Raw genomic sequence first — 25,203 nt, forward strand, 5'->3', positions numbered from 1 at the left:
GGGCCGGTGAGCACTCCTCCCCGTTTGCCGGCCCGCTTCGCCCCCCTGGTGATGGCGCTGCTGCTGTCCATCGTCATGACGATGGTGGTGTCCGCCGTCTCCACCCTGCGCGGCGTCGGCCTGACAGACGCCTTCCTGCCGGTCTGGCTGTCGGCCTGGGGCCTGTCCTGGCTCGCGGCCTTCCCGACGCTGTTGCTTCTTCTTCCCCTTGTTCGACGCCTGACCGCCCGTATCTGCTCCGGTTGATCGTCGGGGACCGTTTCCGGAATCATCACAATCGTTGCGATAAGGGCGAAGCGGTGTTGCAGTGTCGCGCATCGACCGGGCCGGACGCGACGTTGGGTGGTGAATGATAAACCTGCGCTGGCGATCGGGACAGGGTCTCACCGTCCGCATTGTCGAGCGGCCCGGCATGGCCCTGCCCGCGGAGGCTCTGGCTGAGCTGGTCGCCGATCTGCGCGCGGTCGCGGCCCTGACGCTGGGCGAAAGCGATCTGGCCTATGGCGTGCTGGGCGGTGATGTCGAACGCCTGCGCAACTGCGTCGTCACCGTCGTCTACCAGAAGGCCGCCGGGGCGGAGCGTGGCCGGCCGGTCGCGTTCAACATCCTGTCGCTTCTGGATGTGGAGCTGGCGGGCCGCCCGACCCGGGTCATGCATCTGGGTCTGGTCATGGTCGATCCGGCGCTGCGCGGGCGCGGGCTCTCCTCGACCCTCTACGGCCTGACCTGCGTGCTGATGTTCCTGACCGGGCAGGGGCGGGCGCTCTGGGTGTCCAATGTCAGCCAGGTCCCCGCGGTGGTCGGCATGGTGGCCGAGACCTTTTCCGAGGTCTTCCCGTCGCCCCGGCCCGGAACCCGCCGCAGCTTCGATCACCTCAGCCTGGCCCGACAGATCATGGCGCGGCACCGTTCGGCGTTCGGTGTCGGCGAGGAGGCGGGGTTCGATGAGGCCGGCTTCGTCATCACCGACGCCTACACCGGCGGTTCGGACGCGCTCAAGAAAACCTTCGAGCAGGCCGCGCCGCATCGGCAGGACCGCTACAACGCCTTCTGCCGCGATCAGCTGGATTACCGACGCGGCGACGACCTGTTGCAGCTGGGACGGATCGATATGGCGGCGGCGGGTCGATACCTCGCCAAGGTCGCGCCGCCGACGACGGCGATGGGGCTGGGCGGCGTGGCGCTGCTGATGGCCGCGCGTATGGTGTTCCTTCCCCTTGTCTACTGGCTGTCCGCCAGCCGTCCCTGGGGCGTGCTGCGGCCCTGGAAAGAGACCGCATGACGCAAGCTTTCTACGATGAGATGACGACCCGCAATCTCGGCTTCGTCAGCGAGGAAGAGCAGACCCGGCTGCGCGATGGCGCGGTCTTCGTCGCCGGTGTCGGGGGCATGGGCGGCGCCTGCGTGCAGATGCTGGTGCGCGCGGGCGTGGGCCGGATCGCCATCGCCGATCTTGATGACTTCGAGGTGTCGAACCTCAATCGTCAGCTGTTCGCCTTCACCGACACCGTCGACCGGCCCAAGTCCGAGGTGACGGCGGAAGGTCTGCTGAAGATCAACCCATACCTGCGGCTGGAGGTGCTGGGCGGCGACTGGACCGACCAGTTGGAGCGGCTGGCGCGGGACTATCCGGTGATCGTCAATGGCTGTGACGACGTGGCGGCGACGGTGGAGCTGTACCGGGTCGCGCGGCGTCAGGGCGCGACGGTGATCGACGCCTGGGCCTCGCCCCTGCCGTCGGTCGTGCGCGTCCGGCCGACGGACCCCCGGCCCGAGGAGCGGCTGGGCTATCCGACCGTGGGCACACCCTGGCGCGAGATCACCGCCGAACAGGCCGGCGAGGCCTTCATGAAGGAGATCGAGTCGGTCCTGACCCATTCCTCCTCCCACGCCCACGTGGACCTGCAGGCGGCGGCGGAGATGGCGGCGGGCAAGCGCAAGCGGATGAGCTTCGCCCCCATGGTCGTGACCGCCGGCGCCCTGATGGCCGGGGAGGCGCTGTCGCTGCTGATGGGGCGTCGGACGCGCACCGACTGCCGCGGCTGGTTCCTGAATGTGCGGGACGCCCGCATCGAGCGCCCCCTGCCGGCGCCGCTGGCCTGGCTGAAGGGCTGGGTCGTACGGCGGATGATGCGGCGTCTGCTGGCATGACGACCGCCGCCGATTTCCAGATGCTGGTCGACGGCTTCGGCGCCCTGGGCGCACTGTCGGTCGCGGCCGTGCTGATCCGGCGTCCGGCCCGCTCGCCCGTGCAGACGGTGCTGATGCTGGTCTTCGGCCTGGCCGGGGTGTTCTACGCCTGCCGGTCGCTGGCGATGGCGACCGGGATCGAGGGCTTCGGCCTGGCCAGTCTGGCGCTGGCCTGCACCCTGCCGCTGGGCGCGCTGGTGCTGGCGGAGATCCTGCTGCGACGACATGCGCCCCTGTCGCTGAAGATCGTCATCGGCGGCGGCGCCGTGCTGGGCCTGCTGGCGGCGCTTCTGGTCGGGGCGGGGATGGAGGAGGCGTTCAGCCTGGCCTTCTATGTGCCTATGGCGCTGGCGCTGGTTCTCGGTCTCATCCTGTTCCGGGACCGCAAGGCTCTGGCTCCGATGGAGAACGCGACTCTCGATTCCTACGCCCGCGCCCTGCTGCTGACCGGGGTGCTGGTGCTGACAGATTTCGGTCTGTTCGGCGAGGTCGGGCTGAGCGCGCTGGGCATGCTGGGGCTGGCCTATGCGGCGGCGGCCGGGGCGTCCGGTCCGCAGCGCTGGACCGATACGGTCAAGGAACTGGCGCTGGCCGGGGCGACGGCCCTGCTGCTGGGCGGGGCCCTGCTGAGGCTGCGGATGCCGGAGACCCTGCTGGAGGCCGGGGGCGTGGTCGGTGTCACCGTCTCGGCCCTGCTGGCCCTGTCGGTCCTGTTGCGCCTGCGCTCGGGCGGCAGCGACCAGAAACGCCGGCTGTTCGATCAGGCCCTGGTCGAGGCGGATGTCTCCGACCTGAAAGGCTTTCTCGCCACGGCCTCCAGGGCCGCGCCCCTGCAGGGACTGGTGCTGGCCGAGGGCGCGGATCTGGCGGCCTACACTCCCGAGCGTCTGCGCGAGGCCTTCGACGCCGAGGGGCTGGCCGTGCTGGCGCGTCTGGAACGGATCGGCGCCGAGGCGACCCGCGAGGGGCGGGAGCAGATGATCGACCTGCTGCATCGGCACGCCGCCACCCATGCGGTGCTGATCCTCGAGCATCCCCTGAAGATCGCCCTGGTGGGTCTGGCCGGTTCGGCCCTGCCGGAGGATGACGAGCGGTCGCTGGCCCTGTTCCGGAAGATGGCGGCGCTGGTGGCGAAACAGGATGCGGGAGACGCGGCATGAGCCTGACGCTGGTCCGGGACGATTTCGACCTGTTCTTCCGCGTGCCGTTCGAGGTCTATCCGCGCGACACGCCCTATGTGTCGCCGATGAAGTCGGACCTGCGACGGTATCTGGATCCGACGAAGAACCCGCTGCTCAAGGCCGGCGGAATACTGGAGGCGCTGGTCGTGCTGCGCGACGGGCGACCGGTCGCGCGGGCGACGGCGCATCGACACCCGGCCTCGAACGCCCGCCATAGCCTGTCGCGCAGCTATTTCGGCTTCCTCGACGCCGCCGATGATCCCGAGGCCCTGCGGTTGCTGTTCGACGCGATCGAGGATTTCGCGCGGCGGCATGGCGACACGGAGGTGGCCGGTCCCTTCAACCTGACCGCCATGCAGCAGATCGGCCTCGTCACGGAGGGCTTCGAGCATGCGCCCTTCACCGACATGGTCTGGTCGCCGTCCTGGCTTCCAGCCCGGCTGGAGGCGATGGGCTATGCGGCCGTCTTCCCGATGTCGACTTTCCGCATCTGGCCGGAACGGGCCAACCGCGACAGCCTGCTGACGCCGGGCGCCAGGGCGATCCTCAACTCGCCGGACTGGACCTTCGCCCCGATCGACCGACGCCAGTTCAAGGTTCGGCTCGAAGAGGCGCGCCAGTGCCTGAACGCGGGCTTCGACGGCAATCCGATGTTCGTCCCCCTGACCGCCGAGGAGTTCGACTTCCAGGCGGGGGAAATGATGTGGATCCTCGATCCCGCCCTGTCGTCGGTTATCCACTACAAGGGCGAACCGATGGGGGTGGTCATCTGCATTCCCGACCTGAACCCCTTTGTCCGCGACGCCGGCGCCACCTACGGCCCGCGCGCCCTTTGGGCCTGGCTGAAGATGCAGTTCCGGCCGAAGCGGGCGGTCATCATCCTCTACTCCGTGAAGCCCGAGGTGCAGGGGCAGGGCGTCAATCCCGCCATGCTCTGGCGCGTGCTCGGCGCCCTGAAGGCGCGGGGCTACAAGGAATGCGGCGGCACCTGGATCGCCGACGTCAACGGCGCCAGCCTGCGCCAGTTCGAGCGGATCGGTGGCGAACGGCTTCACCGCACCCACCTGTTCAGCAGGGCCCTGTCATGACGCCGGAGGACTTCGCCGACATCGTCGCCGATGCGGCCCTGTCGCCCACGGTGCACAACGTCCAGCCAACGCTCTGGCGCCGGATCGACGCCGGGACGGTGGCGGTGCTGCAGGCCGAGGGGCGAACCCTTCCGGTCGGCGATCCGACCGGTCGTGACGTCGCCGCCAGTCACGGCTCGGCCGTTGAAGGGTTCCTGATCGCCGCCGGGGCGCGGGGACTGGCCTTCGTGGCTGAGGCAGGAGAGGACGGCGAGATCGCACGCCTGCGAGCGACGGGATCGGCGTCCCCTGACCCGCTGGCGCCGGTCCTGCGCACCCGCCGCACCTGGCGTGGCAAGTTCGCCGAATCACCCGCTCCGGGCGTGCTGGAGACCCTGACGGCCACCGCGCCGGACCTGACCGTTCTGTCCGAAGCCGACGACATCGCCGCCGTCGCCGCGCTGAATGATGTCGCCAGTCTGAAGGGGTTCCGCGATCACGGCTTCAGGCGCGAGCTGCTGGCGTGGATGCGGCTGTCGCGCGGGCACCCGCTGTGGGCCGTTGACGGGCTGAACGCCGAGGCCATGGGCATGTCCGGCATGGAGGCGTTCGGCGCCGGGATCGTCCTGCGCCCGCGCGTGTTCGAGACGCTGGATCGGCTCGGCATGGCCGGCGCCCTGACCGGAGAGGCCGCCGTGGTGCGCAGCGCCGCCGCCGTGGCCCTGTTCCATCGCCCAGCGGATGAGCCGCCCTTCGATACGGGACGTCGCTGGCACCGGGTCTGGCTGGAGATGGCCCGCCTGGGCCTGTCCGCCGCGCCGATGACCGTGCTGGCCGATGATCCGGAGGCGGAGGCCGCGCTGGCGATGCGCTTCGGTCGCCCCGCGGGGACGCGGCTGGTCACCGTCTTCCGGCTCGGCCTGCCGATCGGCGATCTGCCCGCGCCGGCCCGGCGGTCGGTCGACGACCTTATCGTCTGATCAGAGCCGTTTCAGATATTCCAGCAGGTCCAGCCTCTGCTCCCGGCTGAGACCCGCAAACTCGGCGTCATGGCCGCCCGCGCCCAGTCCCCGCGCGTCGGTGTCCACCCGGACGGGTTGGGAATAGGGCCGGTGGCCCTCCGGATAGGCCAGGCCCACGCGCTCCAGATCCAGGGCGTGTCCGCCGACGCGGAAGCTTTCGGGACGCGGCTCGAGACCCAGCAGGGCGGCGAGGCTGGGGACCGAGCCATTGTGCAGATAGGGCGCGGACTGCCACAGGCCAGTCAGGGGCGGGGCGGCGTAGACGCCCGTTCGGGCCGCCGAGATTGATCGCCGCAGTGGCGACGCATTGACCCGGTCGACCAGCGTCCGGTCCATCATCAGGGCGCGGACGGGATCGGTGCCGACGTCGCCGGCCCAGTTCGGGAAGCTGGACAGGCGCGGCCCGTCGGGCGTCTCCTCATAGGCGCCGTGACAGCTGGCGCAACTGCCGGCGTAGACCGCCTGGCCTCGCGCGGCCCGGGCGGCGTCGATCCGGCCGGGGAAGGGCTGGGGCCTGACGGTCTCGACGAAGCGCCAGGTCGCCTCGACGTCCGGAATGGAGGCGTGGGCCTGGCGACCCGAGACGCCCATGCTGGGCACGGTGAAGTAGGCGGTGATCGCGGCCAGGGCGTCGCGGTGGTCGTCCGTCAGATCGCTTCGGGTCATGGGGCGGAAGCGAGCCTGCCCCGGCGGGGCATAGGCGCCGTCCCACAACAGGGCGCTGCGCCAGCTGCGGTCGGCGAGGTGGGGGATGGACGTAAAGCCGGTCTCCCGCGCCCTCGCGTCGGGATCGTCCGCCAGCAGGCCGTGCTGCAGCTTCAGCGCCGCCACGCCGTTGGTCGCCCCCGGCAGGCCGTTGGAGAAGGGCAGGGGACCTTCCGCCGGATCGATCCGCGCCATCCGCGCCCGCACCCGGGGCAGGACGAAATCGCGCAAGGTCCGCACCTCCCGTTCGCTCATGTCGGGATGCAGCCGACGCGTGGCCGCGATCAGGGTGTCCGGTTGCTCCAGCCCGGCCTGCAGGGCCGCGAACAGGTCGCGCGTATAGGCTTCCAGATCGAGGGACGGGTTCGGCGCGCCCAGCCAGATCCGGTCAGGCTGTGGTCGCCCTTCGCCGTCATAGATCGGCGCCGCATGGCAGGCTGCGCATCCGATGTTGCCGATCTGAAGCTCGACCGGCGGCAGGCTTCGACCGCCAACGCCGAGGGTGATGCCGAGGGTCGCGATGGTCGGCGGCGGGGCCGCGTCCACGGGCCAGTTCGCGATGACGGCGGGATGCAGGAAGCCATAGCGGGCCATGACCCGGTTCAGGGACGCGGGCGACACCTCCTGTGGCGACTGCGCCAGCACCAGCGCCGCCGAGGTCAGCCGCCAGGGCACGGCGACGGTCTCCATCGCATCCGTGTCCAGCCCGCCGAAATCCCCGAAGGCGAACAACAGGGCGCCGCGTCCCTCTACCGTCTGTTCCAGCGCCAGCTGCGTCAGCGCGTCCGGCTCGGCGGTCATCCGTCCGCGCACCAGATCCTGCGCCGACTGGCAGGCGGTCAGGGCGAGGGCGACGAGGCCGAGAAGGCCGCCGATGGCTGCAGGACTGCGCATCCGCCCAGTCCTCACCGGAAGCGGCCCCGACGCAAGCGCTAATCGAAGCGCAGTCGGCCGTGGAGGGGCTGAACGGCCTTTGCGGCTGGTGGTCCGGTCGCCCGACGGGGCTTTGTCGTTCTGGCCCGGCTCAGTTCCAGACGTCGTGGTCGGTGGCCTTGCCGATCTGGGAGCGGTGGAAGATGTCGAGGTTGATGGGCGTGTCGAAGCCGGACAGCTCCGGGGCCGGGAACTCCAGACCCGGCAGTTCCCCACCGCCGTGGCCGCCGCCGCCCAGTCCGGGCAGGCCGTCGTTGAACACATCGGGGCGCACCAGCGGCTCGGCGATCGCGGCCTTGTAGTCCACGAAACCGTCGTCCAGCAGGCCCGGTCGCACCAGCGGCAGGTCGGCCATGTCGGCCTTGCCGATGTGCGCCTCGGCGCCCGGCTGGACCTGGGGGCCGGCTTCGGCGGTCTTGACCGTGACCTCCTCCGTCAGGGCCGGCAGGACCAGCGGGCCGCTCTCCACCGGCGTCGGGGTCGGATAGGTCAGCACCTGGGTCGAGCCGTTGCCGTACATCAGCCGCTCCATGCTGAGCACGAAGGTCGAGCCGTCACGGCCGGCCACCGAGTCCGCGATGCGATAGCCCTCGCCCTCGACGGTGATGGTGTAGTCCGCGCGCAGGCCGCGCAGGTACAGGGTGTCCACCCCGGCCCCGCCGTCGATGGTATCATTGCCGCCCATGCCGCGCAGATAGTCGTTGTTCGCGCCGCCGGTGATCCGGTTGTTCAGGGCATTACCCGATCCGCTGAAGCTGGCCGGGCCGGTGTAGATCAGGTTCTCGACATTGGCGGCGAGGGTGTAGGTGCTGATCCGGGCCTCGACGGTGTCGATGCCTTCACCGGCGTGTTCGACCACCGTGTCAGGGGCGTCGAGGATGTAATAGTCGTTGCCCAGACCGCCGTGCACCTGATTGGCCTGGATCTGGCCGCCCATGATGATGTCATTGCCCGCCCCGCCCATCAGGACGTCGCTGCCCAGGCCGCCGATCAGGGTGTTGTTTCCGGCGTTGCCCACGATCAGGTCGTTGTAGTCCGACCCGGTGATGTTCTCGATCGAGTTCAGGTGGTCCTGTCCACCCTCGCCATCATCGAGGGTGATGACCGAGTCCAGGCGAACCTTGATGGCGGCGGTGGCCTGGCTGTAGTCGGCCGTGTCGATGCCCGCGCCGCCATTCAGGGTGTCGTTGCCGCCGCGGCCGCGCAGGACGTCATTGCCGGCGCCGCCGGTGATGATGTTGTCCAGCGCATTGCCGGTGCCGGTGAAGGCGCCGGAGCGGCCATAGATCAGGTTCTCGATGTTGGCGCCGAGATTGTAACGATCGATACGCACCTCGACCGTGTCGATGCCTTCGTTGGCGAACTCAACCACCGTGTCATTGGCGTCCAGCACGAAATAGTCGTTGCCCAGACCGCCGTAGAGCTCGTTCCCCGCCCCCGAACCGCCGTGCAGGATATCGTCGCCCGCACCGCCCATCAGCAGGTCGGCGCCCAGGCCGCCCTGGATGACATTGGCGCCCGCATCCCCGACCAGCATGTCGTTGAAGGCTGAGCCGATGATGTTCTCGAAGCCCCGGATGATGTCCGTGCCGCCGTCGCCGTCGTTGGATGCGGTCCCGGTGTTCAGCTGGGCGCGTACGCCCGACGCGGCCTGACGGTAGTCCAGCAGGTCGATGCCCGCGCCGCCGTCCAGCACGTCGTCGCCCGCTCCGCCCGCAAGGACGTCGTCTCCCGCCAGCCCCAGCAGCGTATCCGCGCCGCGTCCGCCGAACAGGTGATTAGCGCCCCCCGAACCGGTCAGTTCGTCGTTGAAGGCCGAGCCGGTCAGGTTCTCGATTCCCGAGAGCGCGTCCGAACCCCCGTCGCCATCGTTCAACGCCACGCCCGCTGTCAGACTGGCCACGACCCGGCCCGCCGCCGCGCCGTAATCCGCCATGTCGGTCCCGGCGCCGCCGATCAGCGTGTCATTGCCCGCTCCGCCACGCAGGAGGTCATTCCCGCCCGCTCCGTCCAGCGTATCGTCTCCTCGCCCGCCGACGATGCTGTTCGCCTCCGAGTTCCCCGTACCGGTGAAGTTGGCTGTCCCGGTGAAAATAAGAAGCTCGACATTGGAGGGCAGGGTGAAGGTGGTGACCAGCGACTCCACAAGGTCCATTCCCTCGCCGGCCAGTTCGATGATCATGTCGGCGGCGGAGGAGACGACATAGTGGTCATCGCCGAGGCCGCCCTGAAGCGTGTTCGCCGCGCCCGCCCCGCCGTCGAGCCGGTCATTGCCTTCGAGCCCCTGAAGGATGTCAGCGCCCAGTCCGCCCCGCAGGTCGTTGGCGCCGGCGTCGCCGACCAGAAGGTCATTGAAGGCGGACCCGATCAGGTTCTCGATGCTGTTGAATGTGTCGACGCCGCCGTCTCCGTCACTGGCCGCAAGGCCTGTGCCGAGGTTCGCGCTGACGCTGCCGGCGGCGCCCGAATAGTCAACCGCATCGACCCCGTCGCCGCCGCGCAGGCTGTCATTGCCGGCGCCGCCTATCAGAGTGTCAGCGCCGCCCAGACCGCTCAGGATGTCGTTCCCCGCACCACCTTGCAGCCTGTTACTCAGAGTGTTCCCGGTCAGGCTGTCGGCGAAAGCCGAGCCGATGAGATTGCTGATGTTCACCAGGGTGTCCCGCCCGCCGTCACCGTCCGTAGAGGTGATGCCGTCAGTGAGACTGGAGACCACGCCGGCGGCCGCAGAGGCGTAGGTCACCGTGTCCCGGCCTCCGCTGGAGCGGCCCTCCAGGATATCGTTCCCGCCCCCGCCACTCAGCAGACTGCCCCCGGGGCCGCCGAGGATGATGTTGTCCTGGGCATTGCCCGTGCCGGTGAACGCGCCGGTTCCTGTGTAGAAGAGTCTCTCGACATGGGCGGCGAGCGTGAAGGAGCCGAGCGCCGTCTCGACGGTGTCCGTGCCTTCTCCCGCCAGCTCCAAAATGGAATCCCCCGCGGCGGATACGATGTACCGGTCATCGCCCAGGCCGCCGATCAGGGTGTTCGCCGCGCCCGCGCCGCCCTCGAGCACATCAATGCCTCCCAGGCCGATGAGCGTATCGGCGCCCGCCCCGCCGACGAGCCGGTTGCTCTGATTGTCGCCCCGGAGCTGATCGTTGAATGCCGAGCCGATCAGGTTCTCGATGGCGACCAGCGTATCGGCTCCGCCATTGCCATCGGTGCTGGCCGTGCCGGTATCCAGCCGGGCGATGACCGCGGAGGCGGCGCGGCTGTAATCCGCTGTATCCTCGCCCGCGCCCCCGATCAGGGTGTCGTTGCCGGCTCCGCCAGAAAGGAGGTCGTCCCCACCGCCGCCGTTGATGATGTCGTTGCCGCCCTCGCCGTTGAGCGTCTCGGCCGCATTCCCTCCGTTCAGGGTGTCGTTGCCGCCGCCACTGTTGACGATGCTGACGATGTCATCACCGGTCCAGACGTCGGCCGCGCCGTCGCCGGTTACCGTTCGCAGGACGTCCATACCGGCAAGGGTCGTCCGGTGATTGGAGGCGCTGCCGGTCGAGGGGTTGATGAAGGCGTTGACGAAGCGACCGGCGCCTGCCGAGATGAGATCGGACGAGCCCAGGAAGCTGACGCCCTCCCGGGTGTCGATCAGCGTGCGTGCGCTGGTCGCGCCGAACAGCATCATCGTGTGCTCGCTCTGGCCCGAGCGGCTGGAGACGACCAGCATGCCGTTCGACAGCGTCAGGACCGACGGCGCGTCCAGGAAGTTCGAACCGACCGGTTCGATCGCCGTCGCTCCGGCCACGCCATTCACATTGAAATCATTGAGAACCACGGCCGTACCCCCGGCCGCCGCGACGTTGTGGACAATCACGAAGCCGCCCGGCGTCGCCGCGATCGAGGGATCGCCGATGTCGCCCCCGACACCGGCGATTTGGGTCGGCGGCCTGACGATGGCGCCGTTGGGCGAATAGATGGCGTAGAAATGGTCGATGTCGGAACCGACCTGACGAGACCAGGTCACGGCGATGTTGCCATTCGACAGCAGGGCCATCTCGCCGCGACGATCAATGGCGGCGGAGCCGTCGAGCGTGATGTTGGCCTGTTCGACACCGGCGGCCGAATAATAGCGTAGCTCGAGATTGAAATCGCCCGGGGTGACCTGATCGGCGCTGAGGATCGCATAGCCGCCGTTGTTCAGGGCGACGACGCGCGCCTCGACCGATCCGGTGTCGCCGATGTCGTCGTGGCGGATAAGGCCGCCGAAAGCGTCGATCGACACCCGCACCACGCTGTCCGCGTCCTGTCCGGTGACGACATAGGTGCCGTTGTTGAGCCGGGCGATGGAGGTTCCCTGAACGCCGTCGACTGCAGCGGTGGCCCATGTTCTGAAGAGGAATTCCGATCTCTGGGTGACGTCGAACTCGCCCGACAGGGACACCGTCACGATGCCCGCTTCGCCGTCGTGAATTCCGGTCAGACGGGTGTTGCCGCCGACGCCGGCGTCGCCCGTGCGCAGTTGGCGAATGGTGTGGCTGGTGGTCAGGGCCATGGCGAATTTCCGTGCTCAACCCGGAACGCGACATGCGGATCGCATCCCCTCAGGCGCGCACCAGCCTGCGCGATCGCCGGGGCGGGCACGGTGTCGCAAATGGTTGCAAGTTGCGGTTTATCGCCGTTCGCTACTCGACCGGATGGGGTCGGCGTCGGTCCAGAAGTCGCAGGATCTCGGGGTCACGGGACCAGCGTCGGCGGATCACGCCGGTGGTGCCCGCGCCCCCCCATCGCTCCTGCGCGCGATCCGCACGGGTCAGGATGTCGAGCAGCGCCGCGCGGTCTCCCGAGGTCGAAGCGACGAACGCCGCCCAGGCACGATTGCGCGCCGCGCCATTCTCGACGTCGGACAAGGCCGTGGAGAGAAGCAGGCGGCGGGTCGTTTCCGGACTGTCGGCCCAGGCCGCTTGAAGCGCGGCGGCCTTGTTTCGCAGGGCGAGGTCATCGCGCAACTCGGCATACCGTGTGAAGGCGCGGACGTAGCCGCCGACATCCCCCTCGGCGAGGTAGAGGATGGACAGGCAGTCCTGCACGACCGGGAATGTCGGTGCGCTGACGGCAAGCCGGTCCAGGGCCTCGCGGGCGGCGGTCTGACGACCGGCGGCCCATTTGGCCCAGGCAAGGTCGGTCTGGATGGCGACTGACCCCGGCTCCAGCAAACGCGCCTTGTTCAACTCGCGCAGCGCCGCGTCATGCGCGCCGTTGTCGGACAGGACGTTGCCGTACCAGAAATGGGTCTGGGCGCTGTTGGGGCTCAGTTCGATGGCGCGGCGGAACGAGCGCCCGGAGGCGGCGGGATCGTTGTCAGCCCAGTACTGGATGAAGCCGATGGACCGGTGGGCGCTCGCGAGATCGGGCTCCAGCCGGAGCGAGGCATGGGCTGCGGTGCGCGCCTGCTCGAAGGCCTCGGCGTCCGGCATGGCGCCGAACTCGCGACTGAGCAGATAGGCGTCGGCCAGGGCCGAGAAGGCGGGCGCGAAGTCAGGGTCGCGACGGGTGACGGTCTCCAGCGCCTCGATCGCCCGGATCAGCGCTTCCGGCGTGCGCACCGCCCAGTCGTCCCGCGCCTCCAGATAGAGGGTCGCGAGCGCCGGATCAGAGGGGAGGGGCAGGGTCGCCGCTTCCGCCTCGGCCGGGTCGGGCTGATCGGTCAGCACGAGGGCGGCGACACCCGCCGCGGCGAGACCCGACACGACGAGGGCAGCGGTCATGAGCAGGAGGCGCGAACGACCCGACCGCTTCACCGGCGCGGGGACGCCCTGCGCAGGCGTCATCGAACCGGTGACATCATCGTCCGACTGCTGGCTGGCCCAGCGATCCAGCTCGTCGCGCAGGGCATAGACCGTGGCTGTCTTTCCGCCGGGGATGCGTCGCACCGGCAGGCCACGCGTCTGGGCCCAGCGCATGGCGGTGGTGCGGTCGCGTCCGAAATGGGCGCCGATGGCCTTCCAGCCATCAATCCGATTGCCCGCCGCCAACTGGTCGCCCCGCAGATAGAAATGTCGAGTTTCGCTGTTCTTCTATGCTGGCGCGCCGCGACGGCGACAAGTCGAAGGTTCAGATTGCGGCCTTGCCCCGGCCTGCTCCTGCCGCGGGCGCGGCGGGCGCCGGCTCATGAAAGCTCACGCTGATGCAGATGGGGTTCCAGGGATCAATCGGCTGGCGGACAGGGTGGGATTCGAACCCACGGTAGGCTCACACCTACGGCGGTTTTCAAGACCGCTGCCTTAAACCACTCGGCCACCTGTCCGTGTCCAGTGAGCGGACACGCCGCATACCCTCAAACGTCCCGTTAACCAAAGCGGAAATGTCCGTGTGGCATCCGGATCTCCACAAGGATCGGGACGATGACGGCAAGATTTCTCAAGGGCGCATGCATTGTGGCGCTGTTGCCCCTGATGGCGGCCTGCGCGACCGGCGCGCGGTCGTCGGGCGGGGCGCGCATCCCGGTGGTGACCGATCCGGCGCCGATCGTTTCGGGCACCATGCGGCCCTACCAGATCCGCGGGCGGTGGTATCGCCCGGCTGAGCAGCCGAACTATGACGAAACCGGTCTGGCCTCCTGGTACGGCGACCAGTTCAACGGGCGTCCGACGGCGACCGGCGAGCGGTTCGACATGTACGCCATGACCGCCGCCCACAAGACCCTGCCGCTGCCGGGACTGGTCGAGGTGACCAATCTGGCCAACGGGCGCAGCGTGGTGCTGCGGATCAATGATCGCGGGCCGTTCGTGGACAATCGCATCATCGACCTGTCGCGCGGCGCGGCGGACCAGCTCGGCATGCTGGAGCGGGGCGTGGGCGAGGTGAGGGTGCGCTATCTGGGCCCTGCGCCGCGTCTGGGCTCGAGCCAGCCGGTGCAGTACGCCGCCGCCGCGCCCGCTCCGGCGGCGCCCCGCCCGCAGCCCGCCGCGGAGACCGGCGCCTACTGGATCCAGGCCGGATCGTTCGCTGATCGCCGCGCCGCGCGGCGTGTGGCGGATCGTCTCGGGGATCGGGCCACGGTCGATGTCGCCACGCGCGGCGATTCGCCGACCTACCGCGTCCTGATCGGCCCCTGGCCCGATCCCAACGCCGCCGAAAGCGCCCGTCAGGCCGTCGTGGCGCGCGGATATGCGGACGCCCTGTTGATATCGAGCCGCTGACCCTTGCCTCAGTCGGCGGGGTCGCCATTGTGCCCCCGTGACCCACGGCAGATTCATCACGTTCGAAGGCGGCGAAGGCGCCGGCAAATCCACGCAGGTCGCCCGGCTGCTGGAACGGCTGCGCGAGCATGGCATCGACGCGATCCGCACGCGCGAACCCGGCGGCTCGACCGGCGCCGAGGAGATCCGCAACATCGCCCTGAACGGCGACGCGGGCCGCTGGTCGCCGCTGACCGAGACGATGCTGATGTTCGCCGCCCGCAGCGACCATCTGGAGAAGACCATCCGTCCGGCGCTGGAGGCCGGCCGCTGGGTGGTCTGTGACCGTTTCGCTGATTCCAGCCGGGCCTATCAGGGCGCCGGCGGGGGCGCGCCCGCCGACTTCATCGAGACCCTGGACGCCGCCATCGTCGGCGACACCCAGCCGGACCTGACCCTGATCTTCGACCTGCCGGTGGAGGTGGGTCTGGAGCGCGCCTTCGGACGCGGTCTGTTCGAGACCCGGTTCGAGTCCAAAGGGCTGGAGTTCCATGAGAGGCTCCGCCGACGTTTCCTTGAAATCGCACAGGAAAAATCTGAGCGCTGTGTGGTGATCGACGCCACGGGCGATGAGGAGGCGGTGGCCGCCCGCGTCTGGGCCGCCATCGAGGGCCGGCTGCTGTGAGCGAGCACCCGCGGGACCGTTTCGACCTGATCCCGGACGCCGCCGCCGAGGCCGCCTTTGTCGATGCTCAGGCGCGGGGACGCCTGCACCACGCCTGGCTGCTGTGCGGGGTCGAGGGTTCGGGCAAGTCGACCTTCGCCTATCGGGCCGCCCGTCGCCTGCTGGGCGCGGCGCCGAACCCGTCGCGCGGCCCGCTGGGCGCCGACCCCTACGATCCGATATCGCGCCAGATCGCGGCCCAGTCGCACCCGGACCTGCTGGTGCTGGAGCGGCTGGTTGAGGGCGGCAAGACCAAGAAATCCATCTCGGTCGATCAGGCCCGCGACCTGCCGGAGTTCTTCTCCAAGAGCCCGTCCCAGGCCCACTATCGCGTCGCCATCATCGACGCCGCCGACGACCTGAACCTGAACGCCGCCAACGCCTTGCTGAAGGTTCTTGAGGAGCCGCCTGAGCGCGGCGTGCTGTTCCTCGTCACCCATGCGCCGGGCCGCCTGCTGGCGACCATCCGCTCGCGCTGCCGCCGTCTGGCCTTCCCGGTCTGGCCGCAGCATGCGCTGGAGGAGATGGTCCGCAACCGGACGGGGGTGTCCTCGGCCGAGGCCTCGCGCATCGCCAACATGGCCGGCGGTTCGCCCGGGCAGGCTCTGGCGCTGGCGTCCGGCGCCACTCTGGAAGCCGACCAGATCGCCCAGGACTGGGTCAATGCCGATCACGTCGACCGCGCCGAGGCCCTGGCCATCGCCGACAAATTCCGCGGCGCCGAGGGGCAGGAGCGGTTCGAGACCCTGATGGAGCGCCTGATCGCCGCCGTGAAGGTGCGCGCCATCGAGGAGGGGGCGTCGGGCGCCAAATGGGCCGACCTGTGGACCCGGCTGTCCGAACTGCCCGACCGCACCGCCGCCATCAATCTGGACCGCGCCGATGTGCTGGCCGGAGCCTTGGCGGACCTGCAACGCACCAAGGCCGCCCGCGGATGATCATCGACAGCCACGTCAACCTGCATGCCCCCCAGTTCGATGAGGACCGGGACGAGGTCATCGCCCGCGCCCGCGAGGCCGGGGTGCGGATGATGGTCGAGATTTCGGACAAGCTGTCGACCTTCGAGGCGACGCACGGTCTGGCCATGGCCCATGACGACATCTGGTGCACGGTCGGGGTCCATCCGCACGAGGCGAAGGACTACACCGACCTGACCGCCGCCCGTCTGGTCGATCTGGCGCAGCGGCCGCGCGTGGTCGGCATCGGCGAGTGCGGCCTCGACTTCCACTATGACCTCAGCCCGCGCGAGGAGCAGGCGGCGGTGTTCCGCCAGCACATCGAGGCGTCCCGCCTGACCGGCCTGCCGCTGGTGGTCCACACCCGCGAGGCCGACGACGTCATGGCCGCCATCCTCGAGGAGGAACAGGCGAAGGCGCCCTTCAAATTCCTCATGCATTGCTACACCAGCGGTCCGGAACTGGCTGAACATGCGGCGAAACTTGGTGCTTGGTTCTCGGTCTCCGGCATCGCCACCTTCAAGGCGGCGCAGGAGGTGCGCGACATCGTCGCCGTCATGCCCGCCAACCGGATCATCGTCGAGACCGACTGCCCCTATCTGGCGCCGATCCCGCACCGGGGCCGTCGCAACGAGCCCGCCTACGTCGGCCACGTGCTGGACAAGCTGGCCGAGATCCGGGGCTGGTCGCGCGACGAGGCCGAGGCGCGCACGACCGACGCCTTCTTCGCCCTGTTCGACCGTATCCCGAGACCGGAAGGCGCCTGATGGACGAGCTGGAAGTCGTCATCCTGGGCAGCGGCTCCTCCGGGGGCGTGCCGCGCGGCGACGGCGACTGGGGCGCCTGTGATCCGGCCGAGCCAAGGAACCGCCGCACCCGCTGTTCGGCCCTGATCCGCCGCCACGGCCCGGACGGCGTCACCAGCGTCCTGATCGACACCTCGCCCGACCTGCGCGAGCAGATGCTGGCGGCGCAGGTCCGGCACATCGACGCCGTCCTCTACACCCACGACCACGCCGACCAGACCCACGGCATAGACGACCTGCGCGTCTTCGCCCTGCGCGCCCGCAAGCGCATCCCGGCCTTCATGGACGCCCCGACGCGCGCGGCCCTGACCGACCGGTTCGGCTACATCTTCGAAATGGTCGAGGGCTATCCGCCGATCCTGGAGCCGCACGACATCCCGCCGCATGGCGCGCCCTGGTCAGTGTCAGGCGCGGGCGGGAATGTGCCGGTCGTCACCTTCGACCAGGTCCATGGCCCGATCCGCTCGGTCGGCTACCGGATGGGCGGCATCGCCTATTCCAGCGACGTCTCCGACCTGGACGAGGCGGCTATCGAGGCCGTGCGCGGCTGCGACCTGTGGATCGTCGACGCCCTGCGCTGGACGGCCCACCCGACCCACGCCCATGTCGACAAGGCGCTGGACTGGATCGAGCGGGCGCAGGTGAAGCGCGCGGTCCTGACGAACCTGCATATTGATCTGGATTACAAGGCCTTGTCGGCGGTTGTTCCGGACAACGTCGAAGTCGGTTTCGACGGCTGGAGCGCCCGGGTCTAGCCGTAGCCGTTCAGCAGTCGCGCCGCCTGCGGGGCGAAGTAGCTCAGCACTCCGGCCGCGCCCGCCCGCTTGAAGGCGTGAAGGCTCTCCAGAATGGCGCGGTCCTCGTCCAGCCAGCCGTTGGCCATCGAAGCGCGCATCATCGAATATTCGCCGGACACCTGATAGGCGAAGGTCGGCAGGCCGAAGGTCTCGGACACCCGCCGCACGATATCGAGGTACAGCATCCCCGGCTTGACCATCACCGCATCGGCGCCTTCCGAGATATCCATCGCCACCTCGCGCAGGGCCTCCTCGGTGTTGGCGTAGTCCATCTGATAGGTCTTCTTGTCGCCGCGCAGCTGCTTGGCCGAGCCCACGGCGTCGCGGTACGGACCATAGAAGGCCGAGGCGTATTTGGCCGCATAGGACAGGATCAGGGTGTCGGCGTAGCCATTGGCCTCCAGCGCCTCGCGGATCGCCTGCACCCGGCCGTCCATCATGTCGGACGGGGCGACGATGTCGGCCCCGGCGTGGGCGTGGATGAAGGCCTGTTCGGCCAGACGCTCCAGCGTCGCGTCGTTCAGGACGCGGTCGCCCTCGACCACGCCGTCGTGGCCGTGGTCGGTGTAGCAGTCCAGCGCCACGTCGGTCATGACGCCGATCTCGGGCACGGCGTCCTTGATGGCCTTGATGCAGTCGGGGATCAGCCCGTCCGGATCGGTCGCGCCTGTCCCGACGCCGTCCTTGATCGCCCCATCCACATTGGGGAACAGGGCGACCAGCGGAATGCCCAGATCGCGGGCCTCCTTCGCGGCCTCGGCGGCGGCCTTGGGGCTCAGGCGCGACACGCCCGGCATCGAGGCCACCGGAATTCGGTCTTCCTTCCCGTCATGCACGATCAGCGGCCAGACCAGATCGGCCGGCGTCAGCGTGGTCTCGGCGACCAGCTTGCGCACCCACGGGCTGGAGCGCAGGCGACGCGGACGGGCGTAGGGGAAGGCGGCGGGCGGGAAGGGCTGGGTCATGGCGCGGACTTATGCCTGTCGGGCCGGAAAAAACAGTGCGGCTGGCGTTTTTCGCAGCCTGTCGCGGCTTGCCCAAGGATGACGGAACGGAAGCGGTTGGATAGAAGCGGCGCGAACCGGCCCGTCAGAGGCCGACAGACCTGCGGGAGTAATCATGGACTTCGCCCTTACCGACGACCAGCGCGCCATCCAGGAGGCCGCTCGCGCCTTCGCCGAGGCCGAACTGGCCCCGCACAGCGCCGAGTGGGACGAGGCCAAGCATTTCCCTGTCGACGTCATGCGTCACGCCGCCGAGATGGGCTTCTGCGGCATCTATACGGGCGAAGAACACGGCGGCATGGCCCTGGGCCGCGTCGAGGCGGCGCTGATCTTCGAGGAGCTGTCGCGCGGCGACGTCTCCACCGCGGCCTTCATCTCGATCCACAACATGGCGACCTGGATGATCGACAGCTTCGGCTCCGCCGATCTGCGCGCCCGCTATGTGCCGTCGCTGGTGACGATGGAGAAGATCGCCAGCTACTGCCTGACCGAGCCGGGCTCGGGCTCCGACGCCGCCGCCATGCGCACCACCGCGCGGCTGGAGGGCGACGAGTGGGTGCTGAACGGCTCCAAGGCCTTCATCTCGGGCGCCGGGACCTCGGATGTCTACGTCGTCATGGCCCGCACGGGCGACGCCGGCGCCAAGGGCATTTCGGCATTCGTGGTCGATCTCGGCACGCCCGGCCTGTCGTTCGGCGCGCAGGAGAAGAAGATGGGCTGGAACTCCCAGCCCACCGCCATCGTCAGCTTCGACGACTGCCGCATCCCGGTGGAGAACCTGCTGGGCAAGGAAGGCGACGGCTTCCGCTACGCCATGATGGGCCTCGACGGCGGCCGCCTGAACATCGCCGCCTGTTCGCTGGGCGGCGCCCGCCTGTCGCTGGAGACGGCGCAGGAGTACGTCTCGACCCGCAAGCAGTTCGGCAAGGCCCTAGCCGAGTTCCAGAACACCCAGTTCAAGCTGGCCGACATGGCCACCCAACTGGACGCCTGCCGCCTGATGGTCCTGCGCGGCGCCTGGGCCATCGACACCGGCCACCCGGAAAAGACCAAATGGTGCGCCATGGCCAAGCGCTTCACCACCGACGCCTGCTTCCAGATCGCCGACGAGGCCCTGCAACTGCACGGCGGCTACGGCTACCTGAAGGACTATCCGCTGGAGCGGATCGTCCGCGACCTGCGCGTCCACCGCATCCTCGAAGGCACCAACGAGATCATGCGCATGATCACCGCGCGGGAGATGATGCGGCAGTAGGTCGGCTGAGCAACCTGTGATATTCTGACCAGAATTGTGGTCAGGATTTTGCCATGCGCACCGTCGGCGTCCTTGAAGCCAAGACCAACCTCTCGGCCCTGCTCGACGACGTCGAAGCGACAGGCGAGGTCATTGTCATCACGCGCCATGGCAAGGCTGTGGCGCGGCTGACGCCTGAGCCTGTCGCACATCAGCCCAGCGCTTTGAGCGTGGCGGAACGGGCGCGCGCCTTTCGCGACAGGCAGGCCCCGGACCCCGAATGGGCTTCGCTCTCGTGGGAAGAATTAAAGGCGATTGCGCGTGACGAAGCTGGTCGTTGACGCGTCGGCGGCGGCGTCCTGGCTGCTCGCGTCGCAGGCTACGCCCTCGTCAATGGATTTGCTGGATCGGCTTGAGACTTCCGATCCCGTCGCTCCTCACGTTTTCCAGTGGGAGATCGGCAACCTGCTGGTTCGCCAGACCCGCCGGGAGCCCGGCTTCGATCTGGCGGGCGCGTTCGCCGTGCTCGACAGCTTCAGAATAGCGTCCGCGCCTCCGGTTGGCCGTGAGGGCGTTCAGGCCTTGGCCCATATCGCGGCCAGCCGAGGCCTGAGCCTGTTTGACGCCGGCTACCTCTGGCTGGCCATGGAGCAGGATGCGGCGGTTGTATCTCGTGACGGAGAGCTTCTCGCCGCCGCGATCGCCGCCGGGCTTCCCGTCTTCGATCTTCGCGGCTAATCCCGGCGCATGACCGATGAAGCCGAAATCCTCACCCACGTCTCTTCCGGCGTCGGGATCATCACCCTCAACCGGCCCAAGGCCCTGCACGCGCTGAACAAACCGATGTGCGACGCCATGATCGAGGCCCTGCTGGCCTGGCGCGAGGACGAGGCGGTGAAGTCCGTCCTGATCGACCATTCGGGCGAACGCGGCTTCTGCGCCGGCGGCGACATCCGCATGATCGCCGAGAGCGGGGCAGGGGACGCGTCGGAGGCCAAGGCCTTCTTCCGCACCGAATACCAGCTGAACCACCTGCTGTTCGACTATCCCAAGCCGGTGACCGCCTTGGTGGACGGCATCGTCATGGGGGGCGGCGTGGGCATCTCCGAGCCCGCCACGGTCCGCATCGCCACCGAACGCACCACCTACGCCATGCCCGAGACCGGCATCGGCCTGTTCCCCGATGTCGGCGGCGGCTGGTTCCTGCCGCGCCTGCCCGGACAGACGGGCATCTGGCTGGCCCTGACCGGCGCCCGCCTGAAGGCGGCGGACACCGTCTTCCTGGGCATCCACACCCACTATCTGCCGACCGATGCGCTGGAGGCCTTCCGCGCCATCCTGTCCGCTGATCCGGCCTATCCGATCGACGTCGCCGACGGGCTGGAAGACGATCCCGGCGAGGCCCCGATCGAGGCGCATCTGGAGGCCATCGACCGCCTGTTCGCCTTCGACACGGTCGAGGAGATCTTTGCGGCTCTGGAGGCCGACGGCTCGGACTGGGCGCTGGCGCAACTGGCGACGCTGAAAACCAAATCGCCCCAGTCGCTGAAGGTCTCGCTGCGCCAGATGCGGCTGGGCGCGAAGCTGGACAGCTTCGCCGACAACATGGCGATGGAGTTCGCCCTAGGCGGTCGTGTCGTCTCCACCCACGATTTCCAGGAAGGCGTCCGCGCCGTCATCGTCGACAAGGACAACGCCCCGAAATGGTCGCCCGCCGACCTGTCGGGCGTCACCGACGCGACGCTGGATGCGCTGTTCGCGCCCTTGCCGGATGATGAGGCGTGGAAGCCTCTCACCTAATCCTTCTCCCGATGGGAGAAGGTGGCGGGGCGGAGCCCCGTCGGATGAGGGGCGGCTGGTTCAGTCCGGCCCGGGCCGGCTGCCCGGAACAGTGACGCGGCTCATCGCCGAATGCCGACGATCGACCCTCACCCTTTCGCGCAAGGACGACGCTCCGCGTCGTGCGCTCAAGCCCTCTCCCATCGGGAGAGGGAAACGCTTGCATCCGGCTCGAAATCGGCGGCGTATCAGCGCGTCTTCTGGAGGAAACCATGCTGCGTACCGTCGTCCTCGCCACCGTCTGCGCCGTCGCCCTGTCGGGCTGCGTCATCATCGCCAGCGACACCGCCGAGCGGACGATCATCGCCCCGGCGACCAGCCCCGCCGTGCAGGCCACGCCGGAAAGCCGCTACGCCGCCGCCCTGTCGGACAGCCGTCGCCTGCCGGAAGAGGTCGCCCGCGATCCGCTGCGCAAGCCGGCCGACATGCTGGCCATGATGAACCTGCAGCCGGGCCACGCCATCGCCGACATCCGGCCCGAGGAAGGCTATTTCACCCGCCTGTTCGCGCCCGTCGTCGGCGCGGGCGGCCATGTCTACGCCTTCGTGCCGAACCAGACGGCGGGCCGTGAAAACGCCCTCGCCGACCGTCTGGCCTCGACCTATCCGAACACCACCCGCGTCACCGGCGCGCTCGAGACCATGACCTTCGACGAGCCGCTGGACGTCGTCTTCATGGGCGAAGAGTACCACGACTTCACCATCCCACGTTTCGGCGTGGATGTGGCGGCGATGAACCGCCGGGTGTTCGAGGTGCTGAAGCCGGGCGGCCTCTACGTCATCCTCGACCATCAGGCGGCGACCGGCGCCGGCATCTCGGTCGCCGGCAGCCTGCACCGCATCGAAGCCGCCGAGCTCCGCCGTCAGGTCGAGGCCGCGGGCTTCATCTTCGACGGTGAATCGAGCGCCGTCCGCGTTCCCTCGGACGACCACACCCTGTCGGTCTTCGACGAGAGCATCCGGGGCAAGACCGACCGCTTCGTCTATCGGTTCCGCAAGCCGATCTAGGTTCCTTCTGGCCTTCCGCCTTCGCCCTCGCTAACCCTCCCTCAAAACCAAAAGGGAGACGCGCCATGACCACCACCATCGCCTTCATCGGCCTGGGCAACATGGGCGGGGGCATGGCCGCCAATCAGGCCAAGGCGGGCCATACCGTTCTGGCTTTCGACCTGTCGCAGGCCGCGCTGGACCGCGCCGCCGCCGCGGGCTGCACTCCGGTCGCCTCGGTCGCCGAGGCCGTGAAGGGCGCGGATGTGGTCATCACCATGCTGCCCGCCGGGCCGCATGTGCTGAAGGTCTATTCGGAACAGATCATCGGCGCCGCGCCGTCCTCGGCCCTGCTGCTCGACTGCTCGACCATCGACGTGGACACCGCCCGCAAGGTCGCCGGGCTGGCGAAGGAGGCGGGCTACGCCTTCGCCGACGCGCCCGTCTCGGGCGGCACCATGGCGGCGGACGCCGGGACCCTGGCCTTCATGGTCGGCTGTGACGAGCCCGAGTTCGCCCGCATCGAGGCGGCGCTGGAGCCGATGAGCCGCGCCACCTTCCGCGCCGGCGACCACGGGGCGGGGCAGGCGGCCAAGATCTGCAACAACATGATCCTCGGCATCACCATGCTGGGCACCTGCGAGGCCATCGGCCTGGCCGAGAAGCTGGGCCTCGACCCGGTGAAGATGTTCGACATCGTCGCCAAATCCTCGGGCCAGAGCTGGTCCACGACGACCTACTACCCCTGGCCCGGGCCGGTCCCGACCGCGCCGTCGAACCGCAACTATGAGGGCGGATTCGCCGCCGCCATGATGCTGAAGGACCTGAAGCTGGCCCAGGACGCCGCCGCCAAGTCCGGCGCCTCAACCCCCTTGGGCGCCCAGACCGAGGCGCTGTTCCAGATGTTCAACGGCCTCGGCTACGGCGACCGCGACTTCTCGGCCATCCTGCAGATGCTGCGCGGCAAGTTGGACGATTTGCCCAAGTCTTGATCCATCGCAAGGCATGGCAAGGTCCTTCCAGAGAGGATCGCTCATGCGCACGATCGATACTGAGAACCGTTATCAATTAGCAGGTTGCGGCGATTTAGCCTGTCCTTCGGATAGACTTTCGCCGGCCCGGGGCGCACATACCCCCGAGTTGTCAAAGACCAGACGAGCCGCAGGGTTGTTCGACTACAAGGCCGCATTCGAGACCGCCGTTGAGCAGGTGAAGGGGGAGGGGCGCTATCGCGTCTTCGCCGACCTGAAGCGCGTCCGTGGCCAGTTTCCGCTGGCGAAGCGTCGCCGCGAGGACGGCTCCGAGCAGGACGTCGTGGTCTGGTGCTCGAACGACTACCTCGGCATGGGCCAGCACCCGGCGGTGCTGGAGGCCATGCAGGTCGAGATCGACGAGGTCGGCGCCGGCGCCGGCGGCACCCGCAACATCTCGGGCACCACCCGTTCGGCGGTGGACCTTGAGGCCGAGCTGGCCAGCTGGCACCGGAAGGAAGCTGCGCTTCTGTTCACCTCGGGCTACGTCGCCAACGAGGCCGCCCTGTCGACCCTGCAGAAGATCCTGCCGGGCCTGATCACCTTCTCGGACTCGCTGAACCACGCCTCGATGATCGCGGGCATCCGCCACGGCGGTGGTGAGCGTCACATCTTCGCGCACAACGATCTGGAGCATCTCGAGGCCCTGCTGCAGGCCGCGCCCGCCGATGCGCCCAAGCTGATCGCCTTCGAGAGCGTCTATTCGATGGACGGCGACATCGCCGACCTGGCCGGCACGATTGCGCTGGCGAAGAAGTATAATGCCCTGACCTATCTGGACGAAGTCCACGGCGTCGGCCTGTATGGCCAGACCGGCGCGGGCGTCGCCGAGCGCGACGGTGTCCTCGACCAGATCGACATCATCGAGTGCACCCTCGGCAAGGCCGTCGGCGTCATGGGCGGCTATATCGCCGCCGACAGCGTGATCGTTGACGCCATCCGCAGCTGGGCCTCGGGCTTCATCTTCACCACCAGCCTGCCGCCCGCCCTGACCGCCGGCGCCCTGGCCTCGGTGCGCCACCTGAAGGCCCATCCGGAACTGCGCGACGCCCACCAGGAGCGCGCCGCCACCCTCAAGGCCCGCTTCGCCGCCGCCGGCATCCCGGTGATGGAGAGCGTCAGCCACATCGTCCCGGTCTTCGTCGGCGATCCGGTGCACACCAAGATGATCTCGGACATGCTGCTCGAGCAGTACGGGGTCTATGTCCAGCCGATCAACTATCCGACCGTCCCCAAGGGCACGGAGCGCCTGCGCTTCACCCCGTCGCCGAACCACACCGACGCGATGATGGACGATCTGGTCAAGGCGATGGATGCCCTGTGGACGCACTGCAATGTGGTGCGTCTGCCCGCGGTGGCCTGATTGCCGGGGGCGAGTGATCCCGATCTGGGCGAGGTCATCTTCGAGCTGACCCGCAACGGCCCCTATCTGAAATGCTCGGCCATCCACGTGGCCACCGGCCGCGAGGTCTCCGCCATGGGGCCGGTGCATGAACCGGAAGGCCTCAAGCGCGTCGCCCTGGCCAAGCTCAAGCGGGCGCTGGCCACAGGCTGAGCCACAAGATGTT

General features: G+C 68.7%; 23 protein-coding genes and 1 tRNA gene. 19 read left to right on the plus strand and 5 right to left on the minus strand.

Features of this window, described 5'->3' with window-relative positions:
* Positions 1-6: 6 nt before the first annotated feature.
* The 6 genes from ACFQQC_RS13075 to ACFQQC_RS13100 all read left to right on the plus strand — a co-directional run bounded on the left by ACFQQC_RS13075 (position 7) and on the right by ACFQQC_RS13100 (position 5,418).
* A complete protein-coding gene (locus ACFQQC_RS13075) occupies positions 7-246 on the plus strand; it encodes a DUF2798 domain-containing protein (protein ID WP_376862867.1) in 240 nt (79 codons plus the stop codon).
* A gap of 166 nt (positions 247-412) precedes the next feature.
* Positions 413-1,282, plus strand: a complete 870-nt coding sequence (locus ACFQQC_RS13080) for a hypothetical protein (protein WP_376862868.1) — start codon at positions 413-415, stop codon at positions 1,280-1,282.
* Positions 1,279-2,151, plus strand: coding sequence for a HesA/MoeB/ThiF family protein (locus tag ACFQQC_RS13085; RefSeq protein ID WP_376862869.1), 873 nt, complete (start codon positions 1,279-1,281; stop codon positions 2,149-2,151). The genes ACFQQC_RS13080 and ACFQQC_RS13085 overlap by 4 nt, the downstream gene beginning before the upstream one ends.
* Positions 2,148-3,350 carry a hypothetical protein gene (locus ACFQQC_RS13090; RefSeq protein ID WP_376862870.1) on the plus strand — a complete coding sequence of 401 codons (1,203 nt, stop codon included), beginning with the start codon at positions 2,148-2,150 and terminating at the stop codon, positions 3,348-3,350. The genes ACFQQC_RS13085 and ACFQQC_RS13090 overlap by 4 nt, the downstream gene beginning before the upstream one ends.
* Entirely contained in the window at positions 3,347-4,459 is a 1,113-nt protein-coding gene (locus ACFQQC_RS13095; RefSeq protein WP_376862871.1) for a GNAT family N-acetyltransferase, read from the plus strand. The genes ACFQQC_RS13090 and ACFQQC_RS13095 overlap by 4 nt, the downstream gene beginning before the upstream one ends.
* On the plus strand, positions 4,456-5,418 hold the full coding sequence (locus ACFQQC_RS13100) for a hypothetical protein (RefSeq protein WP_376862873.1): 963 nt from the start codon (positions 4,456-4,458) through the stop codon (positions 5,416-5,418). The genes ACFQQC_RS13095 and ACFQQC_RS13100 overlap by 4 nt, the downstream gene beginning before the upstream one ends.
* On the opposite strand, the gene ACFQQC_RS13105 is transcribed toward ACFQQC_RS13100, so the two are convergent.
* The 4 genes from ACFQQC_RS13105 to ACFQQC_RS13120 form a co-directional block, all read right to left on the minus strand.
* Complete coding sequence (locus ACFQQC_RS13105) at positions 5,419-7,059, minus strand: hypothetical protein (protein ID WP_376862874.1); 1,641 nt, start codon at positions 7,057-7,059, stop codon at positions 5,419-5,421. It lies immediately after the preceding gene.
* Positions 7,060-7,189: 130 nt separating this feature from the next.
* Positions 7,190-11,632: a beta strand repeat-containing protein gene (locus ACFQQC_RS13110; RefSeq protein WP_376862876.1), complete on the minus strand. Its 4,443-nt coding sequence runs from the start codon at positions 11,630-11,632 to the stop codon at positions 7,190-7,192.
* A 130-nt stretch (positions 11,633-11,762) separates the two neighbouring features.
* Positions 11,763-13,112, minus strand: coding sequence for a tetratricopeptide repeat protein (locus tag ACFQQC_RS13115; RefSeq protein ID WP_376862878.1), 1,350 nt, complete (start codon positions 13,110-13,112; stop codon positions 11,763-11,765).
* Positions 13,113-13,294: 182 nt separating this feature from the next.
* A tRNA-Ser gene (locus ACFQQC_RS13120) sits at positions 13,295-13,384 on the minus strand.
* A 97-nt stretch (positions 13,385-13,481) separates the two neighbouring features.
* Between ACFQQC_RS13120 and ACFQQC_RS13125 the strand changes: the two genes are divergently transcribed.
* From ACFQQC_RS13125 to ACFQQC_RS13145, 5 genes are read left to right on the plus strand one after another with little or no spacing between them, the layout of a single operon-like run.
* Positions 13,482-14,279, plus strand: coding sequence for a septal ring lytic transglycosylase RlpA family protein (locus tag ACFQQC_RS13125; protein ID WP_376862879.1), 798 nt, complete (start codon positions 13,482-13,484; stop codon positions 14,277-14,279).
* Positions 14,280-14,316: 37 nt separating this feature from the next.
* Positions 14,317-14,943: a dTMP kinase gene (tmk, locus tag ACFQQC_RS13130; protein ID WP_376862881.1), complete on the plus strand. Its 627-nt coding sequence runs from the start codon at positions 14,317-14,319 to the stop codon at positions 14,941-14,943.
* Positions 14,940-15,920 carry a DNA polymerase III subunit delta' gene (locus ACFQQC_RS13135; RefSeq protein WP_376862882.1) on the plus strand — a complete coding sequence of 327 codons (981 nt, stop codon included), beginning with the start codon at positions 14,940-14,942 and terminating at the stop codon, positions 15,918-15,920. The genes tmk and ACFQQC_RS13135 overlap by 4 nt, the downstream gene beginning before the upstream one ends.
* On the plus strand, positions 15,917-16,705 hold the full coding sequence (locus ACFQQC_RS13140) for a TatD family hydrolase (protein ID WP_376862883.1): 789 nt from the start codon (positions 15,917-15,919) through the stop codon (positions 16,703-16,705). Before ACFQQC_RS13135 ends, ACFQQC_RS13140 begins: the two co-directional genes overlap by 4 nt.
* Positions 16,705-17,499, plus strand: a complete 795-nt coding sequence (locus tag ACFQQC_RS13145; protein WP_376862884.1) for an MBL fold metallo-hydrolase — start codon at positions 16,705-16,707, stop codon at positions 17,497-17,499. The genes ACFQQC_RS13140 and ACFQQC_RS13145 overlap by 1 nt, the downstream gene beginning before the upstream one ends.
* Here ACFQQC_RS13145 and hemB read toward each other — a convergent pair.
* Complete coding sequence (gene hemB, locus ACFQQC_RS13150; protein WP_376862885.1) at positions 17,496-18,506, minus strand: porphobilinogen synthase; 1,011 nt, start codon at positions 18,504-18,506, stop codon at positions 17,496-17,498. The genes ACFQQC_RS13145 and hemB overlap by 4 nt on opposite strands.
* Positions 18,507-18,660: 154 nt before the next feature.
* On the opposite strand from hemB, the gene ACFQQC_RS13155 reads away from it, so the two are divergent.
* The 8 genes from ACFQQC_RS13155 to ACFQQC_RS13190 all read left to right on the plus strand — a co-directional run bounded on the left by ACFQQC_RS13155 (position 18,661) and on the right by ACFQQC_RS13190 (position 25,190).
* Positions 18,661-19,800 carry an acyl-CoA dehydrogenase family protein gene (locus ACFQQC_RS13155; RefSeq protein ID WP_376862886.1) on the plus strand — a complete coding sequence of 380 codons (1,140 nt, stop codon included), beginning with the start codon at positions 18,661-18,663 and terminating at the stop codon, positions 19,798-19,800.
* Between the two features lie 53 nt (positions 19,801-19,853).
* Positions 19,854-20,120, plus strand: a complete 267-nt coding sequence (locus ACFQQC_RS13160; protein ID WP_376862887.1) for a type II toxin-antitoxin system Phd/YefM family antitoxin — start codon at positions 19,854-19,856, stop codon at positions 20,118-20,120.
* Positions 20,101-20,517, plus strand: coding sequence for a PIN domain-containing protein (locus ACFQQC_RS13165; protein WP_376862888.1), 417 nt, complete (start codon positions 20,101-20,103; stop codon positions 20,515-20,517). Before ACFQQC_RS13160 ends, ACFQQC_RS13165 begins: the two co-directional genes overlap by 20 nt.
* 9 nt (positions 20,518-20,526) lie before the next feature.
* Positions 20,527-21,579, plus strand: a complete 1,053-nt coding sequence (locus ACFQQC_RS13170; protein ID WP_376862889.1) for an enoyl-CoA hydratase/isomerase family protein — start codon at positions 20,527-20,529, stop codon at positions 21,577-21,579.
* Between the two features lie 251 nt (positions 21,580-21,830).
* A complete protein-coding gene (locus ACFQQC_RS13175; protein WP_376862890.1) occupies positions 21,831-22,625 on the plus strand; it encodes a class I SAM-dependent methyltransferase in 795 nt (264 codons plus the stop codon).
* Entirely contained in the window at positions 22,517-23,596 is a 1,080-nt protein-coding gene (gene mmsB / locus ACFQQC_RS13180) for a 3-hydroxyisobutyrate dehydrogenase (protein WP_376863228.1), read from the plus strand. The genes ACFQQC_RS13175 and mmsB overlap by 109 nt, the downstream gene beginning before the upstream one ends.
* Positions 23,597-23,771: 175 nt before the next feature.
* Complete coding sequence (hemA, locus tag ACFQQC_RS13185) at positions 23,772-24,998, plus strand: 5-aminolevulinate synthase (RefSeq protein ID WP_376862891.1); 1,227 nt, start codon at positions 23,772-23,774, stop codon at positions 24,996-24,998.
* The gene (locus ACFQQC_RS13190; RefSeq protein WP_376862893.1) at positions 24,999-25,190 is read left to right on the plus strand and encodes a DUF6898 family protein; all 192 of its coding nucleotides are present in this window, start codon (positions 24,999-25,001) and stop codon (positions 25,188-25,190) included.
* Positions 25,191-25,203 lie beyond the last annotated feature (13 nt).

This window comes from Brevundimonas sp. GCM10030266 (assembly GCF_042666595.1).
Taxonomy (GTDB): Bacteria; Pseudomonadota; Alphaproteobacteria; order Caulobacterales; family Caulobacteraceae; genus Brevundimonas.

What these genes read in the sequence shown, in the direction of transcription:
- ACFQQC_RS13080 (WP_376862868.1), top strand. Translation starts at nt 413, where the DNA reads ATGGCCCTGCCCGCGGAGGCTCTGGCTGAGCTGGTCGCCGATCTGCGC.
- ACFQQC_RS13085 (WP_376862869.1), top strand. Translation starts at nt 1,279, where the DNA reads ATGACGCAAGCTTTCTACGATGAGATGACGACCCGCAATCTCGGCTTC.
- ACFQQC_RS13090 (WP_376862870.1), top strand. Translation starts at nt 2,148, where the DNA reads ATGACGACCGCCGCCGATTTCCAGATGCTGGTCGACGGCTTCGGCGCC.
- ACFQQC_RS13095 (WP_376862871.1), top strand. Translation starts at nt 3,347, where the DNA reads ATGAGCCTGACGCTGGTCCGGGACGATTTCGACCTGTTCTTCCGCGTG.
- ACFQQC_RS13100 (WP_376862873.1), top strand. Translation starts at nt 4,456, where the DNA reads ATGACGCCGGAGGACTTCGCCGACATCGTCGCCGATGCGGCCCTGTCG.
- ACFQQC_RS13105 (WP_376862874.1), bottom strand. Translation starts at nt 7,059, where the DNA reads ATGCGCAGTCCTGCAGCCATCGGCGGCCTTCTCGGCCTCGTCGCCCTC.
- ACFQQC_RS13110 (WP_376862876.1), bottom strand. Translation starts at nt 11,632, where the DNA reads ATGGCCCTGACCACCAGCCACACCATTCGCCAACTGCGCACGGGCGAC.
- ACFQQC_RS13125 (WP_376862879.1), top strand. Translation starts at nt 13,482, where the DNA reads ATGACGGCAAGATTTCTCAAGGGCGCATGCATTGTGGCGCTGTTGCCC.
- ACFQQC_RS13140 (WP_376862883.1), top strand. Translation starts at nt 15,917, where the DNA reads ATGATCATCGACAGCCACGTCAACCTGCATGCCCCCCAGTTCGATGAG.
- ACFQQC_RS13145 (WP_376862884.1), top strand. Translation starts at nt 16,705, where the DNA reads ATGGACGAGCTGGAAGTCGTCATCCTGGGCAGCGGCTCCTCCGGGGGC.
- hemB (WP_376862885.1), bottom strand. Translation starts at nt 18,506, where the DNA reads ATGACCCAGCCCTTCCCGCCCGCCGCCTTCCCCTACGCCCGTCCGCGT.
- ACFQQC_RS13155 (WP_376862886.1), top strand. Translation starts at nt 18,661, where the DNA reads ATGGACTTCGCCCTTACCGACGACCAGCGCGCCATCCAGGAGGCCGCT.
- ACFQQC_RS13160 (WP_376862887.1), top strand. Translation starts at nt 19,854, where the DNA reads ATGCGCACCGTCGGCGTCCTTGAAGCCAAGACCAACCTCTCGGCCCTG.
- ACFQQC_RS13170 (WP_376862889.1), top strand. Translation starts at nt 20,527, where the DNA reads ATGACCGATGAAGCCGAAATCCTCACCCACGTCTCTTCCGGCGTCGGG.
- ACFQQC_RS13175 (WP_376862890.1), top strand. Translation starts at nt 21,831, where the DNA reads ATGCTGCGTACCGTCGTCCTCGCCACCGTCTGCGCCGTCGCCCTGTCG.